This window comes from Methylorubrum podarium, assembly GCF_040270385.1.
GTDB lineage: Bacteria > Pseudomonadota > Alphaproteobacteria > Rhizobiales > Beijerinckiaceae > Methylobacterium > Methylobacterium podarium.
In genome coordinates this window covers 26,699-41,940 of the sequence record NZ_JBELQE010000080.1, presented here as the reverse complement: position 1 = coordinate 41,940, position 15,242 = coordinate 26,699, and the positions used below count along the sequence as shown (strand labels likewise).

General features: G+C 64.3%; 11 protein-coding genes. 7 read left to right on the top strand and 4 right to left on the bottom strand.

The features are described 5' to 3' along the window. Positions 1–231: 231 nt before the first annotated feature. Entirely contained in the window at positions 232–636 is a 405-nt protein-coding gene (locus tag ABS772_RS13835; RefSeq protein WP_350395410.1) for a CopD family protein, read from the bottom strand. Beyond that, complete coding sequence (locus ABS772_RS13830; RefSeq protein WP_407942989.1) at positions 633–1,031, bottom strand: DUF3817 domain-containing protein; 399 nt, start codon at positions 1,029–1,031, stop codon at positions 633–635. Before ABS772_RS13830 ends, ABS772_RS13835 begins: the two co-directional genes overlap by 4 nt. 149 nt (positions 1,032–1,180) lie before the next feature. Here ABS772_RS13830 and ABS772_RS13825 point away from each other — a divergent pair, with 149 nt between their 5' ends. Then, positions 1,181–2,137, top strand: a complete 957-nt coding sequence (locus ABS772_RS13825; protein ID WP_350395407.1) for a GlxA family transcriptional regulator — start codon at positions 1,181–1,183, stop codon at positions 2,135–2,137. 533 nt (positions 2,138–2,670) lie between these two features. Here the strand turns inward: ABS772_RS13825 and ABS772_RS13820 are convergent. After that, a complete protein-coding gene (locus ABS772_RS13820; protein ID WP_350395405.1) occupies positions 2,671–8,877 on the bottom strand; it encodes an autotransporter outer membrane beta-barrel domain-containing protein in 6,207 nt (2,068 codons plus the stop codon). Positions 8,878–9,457: 580 nt separating this feature from the next. Here ABS772_RS13820 and ABS772_RS13815 point away from each other — a divergent pair. Further along, positions 9,458–9,640 carry a hypothetical protein gene (locus ABS772_RS13815; RefSeq protein WP_350395404.1) on the top strand — a complete coding sequence of 61 codons (183 nt, stop codon included), beginning with the start codon at positions 9,458–9,460 and terminating at the stop codon, positions 9,638–9,640. Further along, a complete protein-coding gene (locus ABS772_RS13810) occupies positions 9,624–10,712 on the top strand; it encodes a site-specific integrase (protein ID WP_350395403.1) in 1,089 nt (362 codons plus the stop codon). Before ABS772_RS13815 ends, ABS772_RS13810 begins: the two co-directional genes overlap by 17 nt. A 1,269-nt stretch (positions 10,713–11,981) precedes the next feature. Here the strand turns inward: ABS772_RS13810 and ABS772_RS13805 are convergent. Continuing rightward, positions 11,982–12,605, bottom strand: coding sequence for a hypothetical protein (locus ABS772_RS13805; RefSeq protein ID WP_350395401.1), 624 nt, complete (start codon positions 12,603–12,605; stop codon positions 11,982–11,984). 624 nt (positions 12,606–13,229) lie between these two features. On the opposite strand from ABS772_RS13805, the gene ABS772_RS13800 reads away from it, so the two are divergent. Genes ABS772_RS13800 through ABS772_RS13785 form a run of 4 tightly spaced genes read left to right on the top strand, consistent with a single transcriptional unit; the run spans position 13,230 to position 15,173 of the window. Continuing rightward, positions 13,230–13,445 carry a hypothetical protein gene (locus ABS772_RS13800; RefSeq protein ID WP_350395400.1) on the top strand — a complete coding sequence of 72 codons (216 nt, stop codon included), beginning with the start codon at positions 13,230–13,232 and terminating at the stop codon, positions 13,443–13,445. After that, positions 13,442–13,702 carry a hypothetical protein gene (locus tag ABS772_RS13795; RefSeq protein WP_350395398.1) on the top strand — a complete coding sequence of 87 codons (261 nt, stop codon included), beginning with the start codon at positions 13,442–13,444 and terminating at the stop codon, positions 13,700–13,702. Before ABS772_RS13800 ends, ABS772_RS13795 begins: the two co-directional genes overlap by 4 nt. 3 nt (positions 13,703–13,705) lie before the next feature. After that, on the top strand, positions 13,706–13,960 hold the full coding sequence (locus ABS772_RS13790; RefSeq protein WP_350395397.1) for a hypothetical protein: 255 nt from the start codon (positions 13,706–13,708) through the stop codon (positions 13,958–13,960). After that, positions 13,950–15,173, top strand: a complete 1,224-nt coding sequence (locus ABS772_RS13785) for a site-specific integrase (RefSeq protein ID WP_350395395.1) — start codon at positions 13,950–13,952, stop codon at positions 15,171–15,173. The genes ABS772_RS13790 and ABS772_RS13785 overlap by 11 nt, the downstream gene beginning before the upstream one ends. Positions 15,174–15,242: the final 69 nt, after the last annotated feature.

Here is a 15,242-nt window from a genome sequence, read left to right as displayed (position 1 = left end):
GCGGCATCGCACTACAGGAAAAGAAAAAAGTTCTCCAGCGCCCTGTCTTGAGCGATGCCCAAAGCACTGCCTCTGCGTTTTTCAACGAAATCAACCCGTTGCGGCTGTCGGAGACGTCCGCATCCCGGCCCTCGGCCGGCCAGGAACCTCGCGGTCTGGGCCGGTGAATGTGCGATGGTGCGCTCCCGGGCGGGTAGAATGCGGACTCCGGCGCCGTCGGTCCGGCTTTCTCTACGGCTTGATCACTGCGAGAACGGCTATCGCGATCACGGATGGGACGACGAGAGCGGCAGCCCACACGGGCTTGAAGTCCGTCCCCTCGGCAAGCCTTCGGATCTGTCCCGATTGCAGGCCGTGGATGGCGGACAGAAGCACGACCAGAGCCAGCTTCGTCTGAAGCCAGCCGTAAGTGAACCAGCCGCCCGAGATCGCAAGGCCGATACCGAAGGCCCAGACGCCCAGCATCGCCGGCACTGTGACCGTGCGATCCCATCGCCCCAGGACCGGCGCGGTCCGGGCTCCTGCCGCACGCCCTGCGGCAAGGAGCAAACTGTTCGCGAAGACACCGCCGACGAACAGTAACGCGCACGCGACATGCAGCGCCTTGAGCCATGGGTAGGCGTGCAGCGGGATCATCTTGCCAAACCCCGATCCGGCTGTCCCGAGACACGGCGAGCGAGGAAGCGGGCCGCGAGGTAGCCAGCCAGGGGAACGAGCGCGGAGACGCCAAGCCGGGCCGCCTCGCCGCGCGACAGGAGGCCGGCACCGAGCAACCGGAGGAGCAGCCAGAGGTAGGCCACGAAGGCGAAGCCGTGGACCGGACCGAGGACACGGACCGCCAGGGGCCAGTCGCCGAGGTGCTTCAAGGGGACTGCCACGCCGACGAGGAGCAGCAGCGTCGTCGCCTCCACGAGAGCGGCGATCCCTAGCCATCGCAGCGACTTAAGGTCGGCATATCCCCTCTCCACGGTCGGGACGGCCGATCCAGTCGGTTTGAGTCCATCCAGCCATCTGTTTCGCCGACGATCCATGCTCACGATCTGTCCCTGCGTTCGATGCCGATCGTGGGTACTGGACGCGACGGACGCGCCGTGAGTGGCGGCAACGACGTTGACCGATCGCTTTCTGCCAACCGTCCGATCCGTTATGGACGGGAGGGAAGCGGAGAGGCATCGGTGTCATGGCTCACGTTGTCGGCGTGTTGGCGGTGGATGGGGTCGTCCCCGTCGACCTCTCGATCCCCTGCGCGGTCTTCGAGCGGGTCGAACGGGCGGATGGCCTCCCTTTCTACGAGGTCCGAGTCTGCGGTGAAGCACCGGAGGTTCGCGCCCGCGCGTTCGGGCTACGGGTTCGCTACGGACTGGACGCACTCTCTCAGGTCGATACGCTCGTTGTCCCTGGTATCGACGATCCGACCGCGCCAGTCGCACCGGCCGTGCTCGCGGCTATCCGCCAGGCCTGGGCAGCCGGCGCGCGGGTCGCATCGATTTGCTCGGGCGCCTTCGTGCTCGCTGCAACCGGCTTGCTTGACGGACGGCGTGCGACGACGCACTGGCTCGCCGCAGGTCTCCTCGCCGAGCGTTACCCCGCCATCGACGTGGACCCGAACAGGCTGTTCATCGACGAGGGGCGAGTCATCACGTCGGCCGGTGCCTCGGCAGGCCTGGACATGTGTCTGCATCTCGTGCGGCGCGACTTGGGACAGGCGGCGGCGGCTCAGGCTGCCCGGCTGGCGGTCGCTCCGCTCGACCGCGACGGCGGACAATCGCAGTTCATCCGCCACGAGCCACCCCGCACGAGCGCCTGCCTCGCCCCCGTGCTCGAATGGATGCGCGAGAACGTCGACCAGCCCCTGAGCATCGGAGCCATGGCTGCCCGTGCAGGCATGAGTAAGCGGACCTTCGCCCGGCGTTTTCAGGCGCAGACCGGCACCACACCGATGCAGTGGTTCCTCTCGGCTCGGGTCAGGCGTGGCCAGGAACTGCTGGAAAGCGGCAGCGCGTCGATCGATGACGTGGCGCTGGCGAGCGGCTTCGGATCGACGGTCACCTTCAGGACGAGCTTCCGCAAGCTGACCGGGGTCAGTCCGGCAGCCTATCGCGCACGCTTCAATGCCGGGCGCGGGCTGGAGCAGTAGGCGCCGGGGGCCGGCCATTGCGAGAGGCCGTTCGGGAGATCGCTGGCCGATGGGGTGGAAATAAAACGTCCGCTTCAGGGCGAAAGGTCAGGGGCCGCTCTCGACCCTCAGCAGGCCCTCACAGGGTCTGCTTACCGGCCGACCATTTCAGCGGGAGCAACGGAGCTTTGTCTAAAGCGGTCTGTCAGGTTTGGAGCAGGTTGCTTGGGGAGGCGGACTAATGGTGGCCTGATTGTCGTTGGCTGCTCAAATGGCCCGAGCAGCAACGGTTTGCGCGAGCCACAGCTCCATCGCGCCCACACCTCACCTAGCATAGCACTTCGAAGCGCAAGAGGCGGGCGATCAGGCGATTGACGTACAGGCCGATTCTGCTCCCCGTGTCGAGCTGGTCGAGCTGACAGCATGTTGAACGGTAGTCCGGCGGTGAGATGCCGCCGAACTAAAGCTGTTGGACAGGATCTACATGAAATCCGAGCCATGCCGAAATGAGCGCTGTCTCCGCCGCCGGCTTGGCGACCGAAAGCTGCTAGGCATCAGAAGCGAGCCTGCAATCGGACGCTGCCGTTGTGGGAGAAGAAGTGATCCCCAACCTGCGACTGATATTCGCCTAGCAGTTCGAGCCCGTTGCCGAATTTGACCTGCACACCGAGGCCGGCGTCTCCCACGAGGTCCGGGATGCGTGAGGCCGTCGAGAATAGTCCGAGGCCATTGCTGCCCTGGAAGCTGGCTCGCCCGATAAACCTGTCGTCGGAGAACATCGTGACGCCGAACTTGCCGTAGGGTCGGATCCAGCTCTCCGCGTCGATGTCGTAGCGGCCGCCGATCTCCACGTTGGGGCTGAAGGCAAAAAGCGTCTTGTGCGACTCGCGGACATCGAGGTTCAAGGCCTGCGCGCCGGTCTCCGAATAGCCGGGGCTATGGGTGTAGAGCACGTCGACCTCAGCATAGGGTCTGATGTACCAGCCATCGAACAGGAACTGGTAGCTTGCTCTCAGCCGGCCGGCTGCCGTCAGCACTTCAGACTTGCTGCGGGCGAGCCAGCTGCTGTTGCCGATGTTGATTGATCGACGGTTGTCCGACCAAGCGTAGCCGACATTCGTCGAGGCGGCGAACAGCCAGGGGCCCACCTGATGCTTGAGGGCGACGGCGATGTCGGCTGCATCCGCCATCGAACCGCTGACCTGATCGGCATCGCGTAGATACGCGCGGGTGTAGGCGCCCGTCAGTCCAAAGAACCAGTCACGGGCGAACTCGGTCTGCATGCCGCCCTGGTAGCTCAGTGAACTCTGCCGGAAGCCGCCGTCGTCTGGCGTGCCGAACATCGCGGTGTGACCCGCGGCCACCCGGCCCCACACGCAGTCGCCTTCCTGTTGCAGGGTGCCGGTCCCCGTGAAGGTGGGGCAGCTGTTCGCGCGGTGCAGTCCGGCTCGGGCGTCGGACGCGCGGCCATGTAGTACGTTCTGAATGGATTCGGGATTGAGGGCGTCGAGAGCGGCGGCGTAGCTGGACTTGCTACGGACCGAAAGGAAGTCGGCGAACACTGTGGCCTGCGGGCGCGAGCCCACGTTCCACAGCTCCTGTAATGCCCCGGCTGCTGCCCGCTGGTCGCTGGTCAAGGTCATGCCAAGGGGGGAAACGAAGTTTGCGCTCGGCCGGAGGGCCACACTTTCTCCGGTCCGCACGATCGCCCAAGACACCGGTACGGAGTCGGACTGGATCGCCGTATTCGGAGCATCGGCACTCAGCGCCTGGATCTTGCCGGCGGTCAGGAAGGTGTAGTCACCCGGAAGTAGGCTGCCCATCACGTTCGGGCGCACCGCTCCTCCCAGGTCGACTGAGCCGCTCACGTTCAAGCGGTCGTTCCGCAATGCGCCGTCGGACGCCAGGGCATCGATATCAATGAGCAGTTGGCCGCCCTGCGATTGGGTGAAGTTTCCGGTCACTTTCAGATCGGCGACCCTGCCGGCTCCGCCGATATCGATGACGCCGTGGTTCGTCAGACGGCCGGCCGAACCGAGATCGATGATTCCGTGCAATCCCGTGAAGAGGAGCGCCCCGCTCTGGCCGGGAGCGCCGTTCACGAAGATGTCGCCCGCGCCCGGACCTGCGCCTCTCAGATCGATGTCTCCTACGATAATGCCGCGGTTGGTCAGCGTATCCTGTGTCTGCGATCCGACAATTGCACGTCCCGACCGAGCGCTGACGTTGCCGTCCTCGGAGACGGTGATCGTGTTGTTCACGCCGCCGTCGAGCCGGATGCCAGCACCGCTGGCGCTGCCGCCGCTGACGATACCGTTGACCATAATCTTGATCGTGTCACTCGTCCTGCCCGGATCGATCGAGCCGTCGGTGCGCTGCACCCCGCTTTGTGCAACGATTGCGTAAGCGTCCGCCCCCAGGGCCGCGATCGACCCGTTCGAGGTGATGTCGATCGTCCCGCCCTTGCCGGAGGCCTGAGCGCGGCTCGTTCCCGCTGTGGTGAAGTCGGCCCGATCGGACAAATCGGTGACCCAACCTCCGCCGCCGCCAAGACTTTGCGCGAAGACGCCGTGCGCCTTGGTGCCGCGCGTCATCACGATCGAACCCTCGGAAAGTTTGATCTCGACCTTGCCGCCGTCGCCGGTCGTCTTGTCGACCGTCACGAAAGCTGGCGTGTTCGGCGTCGTGCCGCCATACCCGCCACCGCCGCCGATCGACTGGGCGAAGATGCCGTGGGAACCGAAACCGCGGGTATTGATCGAAGCGCTTCCGTCCAGGTTGACGGACACCGTGCCTCCATTGCCGTTTGTGTCGTCGATTCCGCCGATGCGCCCGGCTACCATGGCAACGTCCGCCCTCCCGCTGGTCGAAAGACCGCCGCCGCCGCCGATCGACTGGGCCAGGACAGCGAAGGCCGCTTCACCATCGGTCGAGATCGAGCCGGTGGCATCGACCTTGACGGCGCCGCCATTGCCGATTGCCCCCTTGCCGCCAAGGCGGGCGTCAAGTTTTGCCTGCGGCGTCTCTCCGCTCTTGGCCTTCTGCTCGTCCTTGGCCTTCTTGGAGGTTTCGAGAGCGGACACCTCCTTGTCCACGTCGATTCCGAACGCGTCGAGTATCGCCGCTTTCTCTTCGACCGTGAGCGCGCCCTTCAGGCTGAGCATGTCGTAAGGATCGTTGACGTTCAGGAGAGAGAGACCACCGCCGCCGCCGATAGATTGGGCGAGGATGCCGTGGGATTCCTTCCCGTGCGTCGTGATCGATCCGGAATTCGTGACCTGAACCTCGCCCCCGACGCCCTTCGCCCCGTTCTGGCCACCCACCACCGTCTGGTATCCGGCGAATTCGCTGACGAGGGTCACGGGATCCCAGCTCTCGGATTTGTCGGCGCCAGTGGTGGCCTTCCCGCCGCCGCCGCCGATCGACTGGGCGAGGATGCCGAAGGACGATGCTTCGTTCGTGATGATCGATCCGCTGTGCCGGACTTCGATCTTGCCGCCGTCTCCGTTGGCGCCGCCGTCGCCACCCGTCACGCTCTTCAGATTGATGATCTTGCCGCCCGACACATTGGAGTTGCCCGCGTCGCCACCTCCTCCGCCGATTGATTGCGCGAAGATGGCCGTTGCGGATGCTCCATAGGTCGTGAGGTTTCCGGTGTTGGAGATGGTGACGGCACCGCCCGTGCCCGCGGCTCCGCCGTTTCCGCCGATCGTAGTGTTGTACGAGACGGAGAACGGGATTTCAGGCTTGAGATTCAGCTTGCTGAGAAGCTTCGGCATGATGCCTCGGCCGCCTTCGGAGACTAAGCGGTAATAATTGTCGATGAACTTCCAGGCCTGGAACGTATGGGCGCCAACATATTTGCCTGTGCCCTTGAGAAGTTCGTTCTGGAAAGAATTGCCTGCCGAACTGGAGGCGGAGCCGCCGCTGCCTCCGCCACCGCCGACGGATTGAGCCTGGATCGCGTAGGCGCCGTCACGGAAAGTCTCGACGGTGCCCGTGTTGCGCACGACCACGTCACCGCCCTTGCCGGCCGCGCCACCCTTGCCACCGACGACTTGGCTCAACTGCACCTTGTTCGACAGTTCTGCGTTGCCAGCGGGGGCCGCGCCGCCGCCGCCGCCGATGCTCTGGGCGAAAATGCCCCGGGCATCGGCGCCCCAGGTCTCGATACGTCCCGCGTTCATGACCTCGACGCGGCCCGCGTCGCCGCCCGTGCCGCCGTCGCCACCGACGATCCCGTTGATGGACAGGGTCTTGGGCTTGACCGGGATGTAGCCGGTCACTTTGTCTGCATAAGTCTCCGCATTGCCCCCAAGGCCGAGGTTGGCCGCCTTGATGCCGGTAATCGTCTTGATCTCGCCCGATCCACCCGCGCCGCCGCCGCCGCCGACGCTGAGCGCATGAACGCCGTTCGCCGCGTAGCCCTCGGTCGTAATGGAGCCGCCATTGATGACGTTGACACCGCCGCCCTTGTTGCCGGTCCCGCCCTTGCCGCCGAGGACGGCGTTGACCGCCATCCCGTAGCCCTTGCCGGCCGCTTGCTGCACCACGTCGGCGCTTCCGCCCACACCGCCGCCGCCGCCGATGCTGTAGGCGGCGATGCCAGCAGCTTGGGCCTTGGCCGTCGAAATCTGGCCAGAATTGGTCACGGTTACCTTGTCCGCGGAACCGCCGGTCCCACCGCTTCCGCCGAGGCCGGTATTGACCGAAATCGACACGACCTCCGGCCCCGTAATCGACAGGCTGGACGTGTCCGCGAAGCCGCCGGCACCGCCGCCGCCGCCGATGCTCATGGCCAGAATGCCGGACGCATCGCTGCCGGTTGTCTTGACCGAGCCTGAATTCTTGACATCGACCGGGCCGCCCTTGGCGCCGTCCCCGCCGACGCCGCCCTGAGCTGAGGCAACGATGATGTTGATATCCGCAACGTAGGCGGCGGAGGCGCCGATGGCGGTAGCGATGGAAGTTCCCCCGGCACCGCCTCCTCCGCCGATGCTCACCGCCTCGATGCCGTAGGATCGGGATCCCTGAGTGGTGACTTCGGCGGCGTTGTCGACATCAACCTTGCCGGCGCTGTTGCCCTTGCCGCCGGACCCGCCGTTCGATGTCGCGACGGTGATGACGAGGCCAGCTGCACGCGACACGGCATCGCCGCCGATTCCGCCGCCACCGCCGATCGATTGCGCCAGGATGGCGGCAGCCTCGTTGCCCCGTGTCTCGATCGTGACGGGATCGCCCTTGGCCGTCCTCGCCCTCGTCGCGACACTGACGTCCTGCCCCTTCCCGCCGATTCCGCCGTCACCGCCGAGCGCGACGTCGAAGAAGAAGCCGAACGCCTGGGCCTTCCCTCCGCCACCGCCGCCGCCGCCGATGCTCTGGGCCAGAACGCCGTAGGCCTTGTTGCCAGCTGTCAGAATGGATCCGTCGTTGACGACATCAACCCTGCCGCCGACGCCGCCCTGCCCACCGACTCCGCCCGATCCGAAGAACAGGCCGCCGCCGAAACCGCCGGCCCCGCCGCCGGTACGCTCCTTCACCGGAACGACTTGGAGCGCGTCGAGGGGTTTGCCGCCGCCGATGCTCTGCGCGATCACGCCAATTGCGCCGAGACCGCCGGTCTCGATCGATCCATGGTTCGTGACATTGACGGCGCCGCCGTCGCCGGCATCACCGCCGTCGCCTCCGCTGAAGCTTGCGCCGCCGCCCTGGCCGCCCTTGCCGCCGACGGATTGAGTCAGCACGCCGAAGGCGTACTCGCCGCCCGTCTTAATGCTGCCGTTGTTGGTCGAAGCGACGGAGGCTGCATCGCCACCTCTCTCCCCGGGCCGACCGCCCCCGGTCGTATTCTGCGCACCGCCGGTTCCGCCGACGCTCTGAACGAGAGCGCCGATGGCGTGATCGCCTGTCGTCTTGATGTGCCCGCCATTTGTGAAGGTGGCACTGCCGGCCGATCCGCCCTTCGTCACGAAGGGGTTGCTGTAGAAGGTTCCATCGCCGCGGACGGAGCCCGCCCCGCCGAGGGACTCAACAATGACGGCCGTCGCGCCCTTGCCCGTTGTGGACACGCTGCCGGACTGCAGGATGTCCAGGGTCACGTCGCCGCTGGCGCCGCCCTTCTTGGCCTCTGTTTTCGAAGCGTCGGTTCCACCATAGCCTGCGTTTCCGCCGATTGAGCTGACACGAACCCCGAGGAAGGAAGCTCCCTCCGTCGAAATGGTGGACGACAGCGTCAGGCCGACAGATCCGGCTGCCCCGCCAGCCCCAACATCTTTCTGTGCTCCGCCGCCATTGCCACCTTGCGAATAGATCCAGATGCGAGGAGCAGCCGACTTCTGATCGCCGCGGCCGGACACTTGATCGGTGAGCGAGACGGTAACGTTGCCGGCAGAGCCGCCATCGGCTCCAGGTACCGAAGCGGTCCCACTGGCGTCGCCTGAGCCGCCGCTGCCACCTTTCGATCCCATCTCGATAGTGCTTGCTGGATTTTTCTGGGCGGCACTGACATCGACGTTGGCGAGATCGACGTTGCCACCCGGCCTGCCGGCGACTGCATCTCTTGTCCAGAAGCCGAAGATGCCGGCGCTTCCTCGCGGCCCGTTCTCCCCTTTAGCCACGAACGGGGTCGGCCGATCTGCTGCAACTGCCGGCAAGACGACGGCCATCGCGAGCATGCTCACGCCGCCGAGCAGAGTCAGACGCTTTCTATAGGAGATCAGCGAAGACTGCGACGACGACGTCGACGGGAAAACGGATGACATTTTTGCGACTCTTGAGACCGCCGCTCGCGCAACTGCAAATCAGCCGACGAGATGAGGAGAGGTTGTTCCCGGGGATCGGGACCGGATCGCCGCTCAAATCCGGCAACGTTGGTTAACCGATAATTAATTCGAAGAAGGTCCTTTAACTAAGAAGCGCGTCTTGTCGCCAAAAAAGCACATCCAAGCGCGTAGATGTGGCGCGAGGCTCCGGCTAGCAGTTAGAGATGTGCGTCTGGTGAGATCGAATAGCTTGAGTTTCCGAATCGAGGCTCATGTCGCCCATCCCGTATCAACAGATGGGCGGTGGAGCGTCCGCTTGCGGCCCCACCATTAAAACTCGCTACCTACCCATTGCGGGCCAAAAACAGGCCGTAGGCGTCCAATCCTCATTAAACCTTCCCAACGGAACCAACCTCCAGATAACTTTCGACAATCGTTCTTCTCGAAAGTTTTGGACAGCCCTGTTCGAAATTGATGTGAAAGAGTAGAGCTAGGGCTATATCGTTTCAAAATGCACGCCGGGAGCCGTTCTGCCGGCGCGGTCGCTTCACTCGGCGCTCTGGCTTAGCGAGGGGAAACGATGGACCCAGAAGCTGACGACCGCAAAACGAAGATGGCACAACGGGCAGGTTGGCTGAAGCCGCAGCCGGAGATCGTCAGACTCGTGCGCTCTCTCGCGATCGACGACGCGCGCCGTGATCATGAGGCAGCGATTGAAGCCCTGCGCCGTCAGCGGAAGATCGACGATGGCGGCAGCAGTTGACGCCATGCCGGCGGCGATTTCCACCGGACCGGGGGAGAACCTGCCGGCGGAGGCGGCCGAGATTGTTCGGGCCTATCAGCGCGCCAGCAAGGCCGATGTGACGGTGCGGGCCTACAAGTCGGACTGGCGGGAGTTCCAAGCGTACTGCGCCCGCACAGGCTTTCCATCTGCGCCGGCCAGCCCGGAGGCGGTGGCAGCCTTCCTCGTCGCCGAAGCCAAGGTGGGTCGCTCTGCCTCGACCATCGGCCGGCGGTGCGCCGCGATCTCCTACGCGCACAAGCTCGCGAAGCAGCCCGACCCCACCGGCGACGAGGAGGTGAGGGCGACCATGAAAGGAATCCGGCGACGGATCGGCGTGGCTCCGAAGCGGAAGGCTGCGGCAACGGACGAGATCGTCGCAGCCATGTTGATGCGGATGCCCGACACAATGACGGGCAAGCGCGATCGGGCGCTGCTGGCGCTCGGCTTCGCGGGCGCCTTCCGCCGTTCTGAGTTGGTCGCGCTCGATGTCGCTGATCTGGTCGGGCATGCTGACGGCCTGCGCGTGATGGTGCGGCGCTCGAAGACCGACCAAGAAGGGCAGGGGATCGAGAAGGCCATCCCGCACGGGCGCTTCATTCGACCGGTCGCCCTGATCCGCGAATGGCTCGACGCGGCAGGAATCACCGAGGGGGCAGTGTTCCGGCCGGTGTCCCGTTCGGGTCGGGTGAGAGGGCTTTCACTCAAAAATGAGCGAAAGGGTACGCCCGCCTCGCTCGCGGCGGGGGAGCGGCCAGAGCTTCAGAAAACTTCAGTCCCGTCCCGCCTCACGACCCAGGCCGTTGCAGACATCATCAAGCGGTACACCGCGGCGGCTGGGCTCGATCCGGCGCTGTTCGGGGCGCATTCGCTGCGGGCCGGCTTCATCACCACCGCGGCCGAGCGCGGCGCCGATCTCGCCCGTATCATGGACGTGTCGGGCCACCGCGATCCGCGTACCGTCGTCGGGTACATCCGCCGGGCCAACGCCTTCAAGGATCATGCAGGCGGGGGGGCCTATAATGGCGACGGTGCGGCTGACGTTCTTGGTTGATACCGCTGAGGATGCCAGCGCCGTTGAAGGCTCGGCCTATGCAACGGGCGGATGGGTAACCGTGGAGGTTCATCCCTTCTGGACCGCGAGCCCGGTTCCCGCCGTAGTCGTCGCGAAGTGGGACAAGGATACAGAGGCGCGCGTTCGCCAAGACATGTCCGATTTTCTGCCAAAGCACATCCGCCCCATTTGAGCGGAGGAACGGCGCCGAGACTGAGTTTGGGGACCAGTACGCGTGCACGCGCGAGATCCGGCATTCGGCCAGCCTGGGGATGCTGTCAGATGTAGACATCGCCGAGCCCTGCGGATGATGACATCCTCGACCATGTTCGCTTCCCGGCCGAACCTTAGAAAACCTGAAGCCGGATGCGTTCGAATGAACGGAAATGAGATGGCTCGCCCCCTCTTAGCGCCGGGTTCGGACCTGACAAAACCTGACATCACTTCGCGATCTGCGCCTATTGCGCAGCGGGTGATGGCATCGCGTCAGACGCCAAGCCGCTGCCGCCGCGCCTGTTATGGAATGTTATGATCAGGAGAGTTTCCAGACATACTATGCGAGCACTATCCGAGCATCTTCTAATCGCTTTGGGCGGTTTTGGTTCGCTTTAAGCGGCTGATCTGGCCTTTGCTCGGGGATATCCCGCAAAATAGGTCGAGGAATTTTCGGTAGCGCTATAGACGAGGGCCACAAATCCGATCCGCACACTCCGCACTAGTCCACGCGCGGGAGAAGCAGACCGCGGCTTGCAAGGAGATTTTCGGGAGAAGTACCCGCGCCGGCGGGGGCTGACCTGTTGAGAAATGTTTAGATCTGCGGGAGGTTTCTCGTAGCCGCATAGGGGCGGGCGGTTGTTAGCAAATGCTAGCACGCGCGGCACTGGCCTGTGGGGTTTTGTCAGGCCCTAAAGGACGGCACATCTCGGACAATTCGGACGACTTCACGCGCGGGCGGGGCTGTCTGCCGATCGCGGTAGGATCGTCGGGGGTTCGTAGGCCGGTCGCAGGCCCCTCGCCAGGGGATCGAAGCGCTTTTGATTGGCGACGATCTGCGGGCCAGTCCGAGTTTCCGGGAGCGGTATCGCGCGCAGGGCCTGTTGGTGAATGTTGGTCCTCGGCTTTGATTTCCGAAGGGGTTTCTGCCAGCGAGCCAGACCTTTGATTGTTTTCAAAGCGGTCGCGGCATCGAGCCTCAGGAATTTCCGGCAACCGCCTGCGGCACCCTGTCCGTACAATCCGTACCACTCCACGCGCGCGAGGGGCGCCTCGCTACTTCTGGTCAGCCTCTATCTCAGCACCCTCACTTTTGATCGCAAGTCTACGCTGCTCAACTTGTTCATCGAAATATCTAATCAAGGCAGCCTGCGCATCCTCTTCACTTGGACCTTCGACCTTCAACCCAAGTCGAGCAGCAAACTCTTGGGGTGTTTCTGTCTGAACTTTAATCCTATGCAAGACCATATCAATCACTACGTCTGGAGCACGCCTTAACCTAAGGCGCATTTCTTCTATGCCGCTCGCGTCTTTATGCCATGGCTTGCCGCAAAGCCGTTCTTCCACAATTTTTGCGGCAAGACTGAACCCCTTACCGAACTCCTCACCCGCGAACCGGCCATGTTCGCCGCCAAACATTTCTGTTGTTTGACGATCAAGTTGAAAGACGATGCTAGATATCGTCTGCTCTGTTGTCGCGTGAATGATTGTCGGATCACGAAAGCTGGTTTCTAGACGAGCCTCGATCTCCTCACTTACAGGTTTACCTGCCTCTGCTGCAGCGGCCTCAAGCTTCGCGCGCAGTTCCGCCGTGACGCGGAATGAGAAGGTGCCTCGCTTTTTGCTCGGGGGCCTGCCGCCTCGGCGCTTCACGACGCTGTTCGGTGCTTCTTCTGTCATCTATCGGCCCTCAGATCTCAATCGTAGTCCATACAAGCGACGATGGGTTGACGCAAGCATCCTCTCTCTTCTACAACGGCAATCGTCGCGTAAATGGATGACGTTTGGCGGGGTCGAGATGAGCGAAGACATCCTTCGGGTACTGACGCAGCCAACTGTCGATCTACCTCTGGCCGGTCGGGTTCTTGGGATTGGGGAAGCAGCCGCTCGCCGTGCGGCTAAAGCCGGAGAGATCCCAACGATCAGGGTTGGGCGGCTCTACCGCGTCCCGACTGCAAAGCTTCGCGAAATGCTGGCGCTACCGCCTGCACAGCCCTCGGCGCCCGTCGCGGCCTGAGGGTTCCCGCCGCTGGCGGGCTGATGCCCGTCGGCTTCCGCAATGCCCCAAGCAAAAAACGGCCCCGCACAAGCGGAGGCTTGCCGGGGCCGAAAAGGTCAAACTTGCATGACCGTCAATAAGCGAAATGTTCGTCGTCGGCAATCCGTCCCAACGCTTCCGCCTGATCTTCCTTCTCCCGAGAGTCAGCGCACCCGCGCCGTTCTTGGTCGGGTTCGGAGTCCAGAGCTTGCCGCCGTCATCGCAGGGCACGCGTTCGGGGTGCCCGAGCACTGGAGCGTTGCCCGATGAGCACCGCTTCTGACTTCATTCGCGAGGAAATCGCGCAGCAACTCTCCCAGGTCGCGGCATTCGCCGCGGCCGGCTCTGCCCAGGCTCAAGTCGGCAACGATCACGCCCTTGCCTTCGAAGTAAGATGTGCCGCCGCCGCGCTGATAGCTGTGGCTAGCTTGGTCGAACACCTTCGGCCCTCCCGCCAGCAGCGCGGAGAGCGGGCAGCATGAGTGGCACCGTCCTCACTTTTCCCCGTAACGAGTCGCGGATCGATCGCCCCCGGCCAGCCGCGCTTCTCGGCGGTGACGTGTTCATCCTCGATACCGAGGACGGCTGCTTCGGTGTTTTCGATGAGAGCCCGAGCGGCGGTTCCGCTGGTTGCCACGGCTACTTCGAGGACCATGCCGAGGCGATCGCCCGAGGTCGGGAGATCGCGGAGCGGATCAACGCCCGCAGCTTCGCGGACCTTTCGAAGGGAGGCGCATGAACAATGGCGCGCCGTCCTCCCTACCGCGACCAGGGGTTGTTCCCCTCGGAGGCCGAGATCGCTCGCCGTCTCAGCCAAGATCCGACCGATTGGATGGCCAAGGCCATCGTGCTGGAGCGTGATGGACTCCCGCGCATCGATCCGTTGATGGGTGCCCGCTACTGGCCGGCTGTGCTGGGTTACTGGAATCGGCGCTACGGTCTCTCCCACGTCGAGGCGTCCTGCCTCGACGGACAGGAGAACCTCGATGCCCTCTGAACTCAACGCACCCGGCCTCAAGCGCCGCAAGCGCAAGAACGGCCCCGATGTCGGCTACTGGGTCGCTCGTGCCGACCTCGTGAAAGCCGGTTACCGGCCGGAGACCGTGCGGCTGCCCTACAGCCTCGACGATCCGGCGCAGCACACGCTCATCACGGCGACTTGCATGCGCCTGCAGGCCGAGATGCTGGAGTGGTCCTCCGGACGTGGGCGCGAAACGAACCGCTTCGATGGCACGATCCGCGGCCTCTCGCGCCGCTATCAGGTCGATGAGGCGAGCCCGTTCCGCCGGCTCAAGCACACGACGCGGGAGAAGGACGTTCACGTCCTCCGCATTATCGAGAAGGCATTCGGTGACCGGGCGCTCGATGCCCTGAAGCTGGAGGACTTCTGGCGCTGGTACAACGCGGCCAAGCGGCCGAAGTCGCCAGGCGGACCTGAGCGGGTGCGTCGTGCCTGGGGCATCATGAAGAAGCTGCGGGAAATGGTCTCCTACGGCGTGTCGGCCGAGTTGGCTGGATGCGCCAGGGTGAAGGCGATCCTGACCGAGGTGCGCTTCCCGCAGCCGGCCCGACGGCGCGTTACGCTCGATCTTGCCCATGTCGAGGCCTTCATCCCGAAGGCTATTGAGATGGAGCGGCTGTCGCTGGCTCTCGCTACAGCCCTGCAGTTCGACACGGCGCTTCGGCAGAAGGACGTGATCGGGGAGTGGGAGCCGATCCCGGCCGGACATGCCGCCACCGGCATCGTCCTCAACGGCCATCGTTGGGTTGGTGGCCTGACGTGGGCCGACGTGGTCCTCGACGGCATCACGCGAAAGGTGACGTCGAAGACGGGCGCCATCGCGGCTCACGATCTGACGCTCTGTCCGCATGTCCAGACAGTCGCCGCGCAAATCCCAGCCGAGCGCAGGGTTGGACCTCTGATCGTCGATGAGAAGGCTGGTCGGCCCTACGCCGGAGACGCCTTCGGTCGCGAGTGGCGGGTCGTAGCACGCGCAGCCGGCATTCCGGACGCGGTCTGGAACATGGATGCGCGGGCTGGTGCCATCACGGAAGCCGAGGATGCGGGCGCCGATCTCGACGATGCCCGAGCCGCGGCAGCTCACACACAAGCTTCGACTACGGCGCGCTACTCGCGCGGCGCAGTCGGCAAATCACGCAAGGTGGCGACGCTTCGCATCGCCCATCGAGGCGTGAAGAACGGCGCCTGAACAGACCATAGGGAACGCGGTGGGGAACATGGGGAACGCGAGGTCAGCGGTAGAGCGTTAAAAAGGCTG

Coding starts and splice junctions, on each gene's coding strand:
- ABS772_RS13835 (WP_350395410.1), bottom strand. CDS start 636: ATGATCCCGCTGCACGCCTACCCATGGCTCAAGGCGCTGCATGTCGCG.
- ABS772_RS13830 (WP_407942989.1), bottom strand. CDS start 1,031: ATGGATCGTCGGCGAAACAGATGGCTGGATGGACTCAAACCGACTGGA.
- ABS772_RS13825 (WP_350395407.1), top strand. CDS start 1,181: ATGGCTCACGTTGTCGGCGTGTTGGCGGTGGATGGGGTCGTCCCCGTC.
- ABS772_RS13820 (WP_350395405.1), bottom strand. CDS start 8,877: ATGTCATCCGTTTTCCCGTCGACGTCGTCGTCGCAGTCTTCGCTGATC.
- ABS772_RS13815 (WP_350395404.1), top strand. CDS start 9,458: ATGGACCCAGAAGCTGACGACCGCAAAACGAAGATGGCACAACGGGCA.
- ABS772_RS13810 (WP_350395403.1), top strand. CDS start 9,624: ATGGCGGCAGCAGTTGACGCCATGCCGGCGGCGATTTCCACCGGACCG.
- ABS772_RS13805 (WP_350395401.1), bottom strand. CDS start 12,605: ATGACAGAAGAAGCACCGAACAGCGTCGTGAAGCGCCGAGGCGGCAGG.
- ABS772_RS13800 (WP_350395400.1), top strand. CDS start 13,230: ATGAGCACCGCTTCTGACTTCATTCGCGAGGAAATCGCGCAGCAACTC.
- ABS772_RS13795 (WP_350395398.1), top strand. CDS start 13,442: ATGAGTGGCACCGTCCTCACTTTTCCCCGTAACGAGTCGCGGATCGAT.
- ABS772_RS13790 (WP_350395397.1), top strand. CDS start 13,706: ATGGCGCGCCGTCCTCCCTACCGCGACCAGGGGTTGTTCCCCTCGGAG.
- ABS772_RS13785 (WP_350395395.1), top strand. CDS start 13,950: ATGCCCTCTGAACTCAACGCACCCGGCCTCAAGCGCCGCAAGCGCAAG.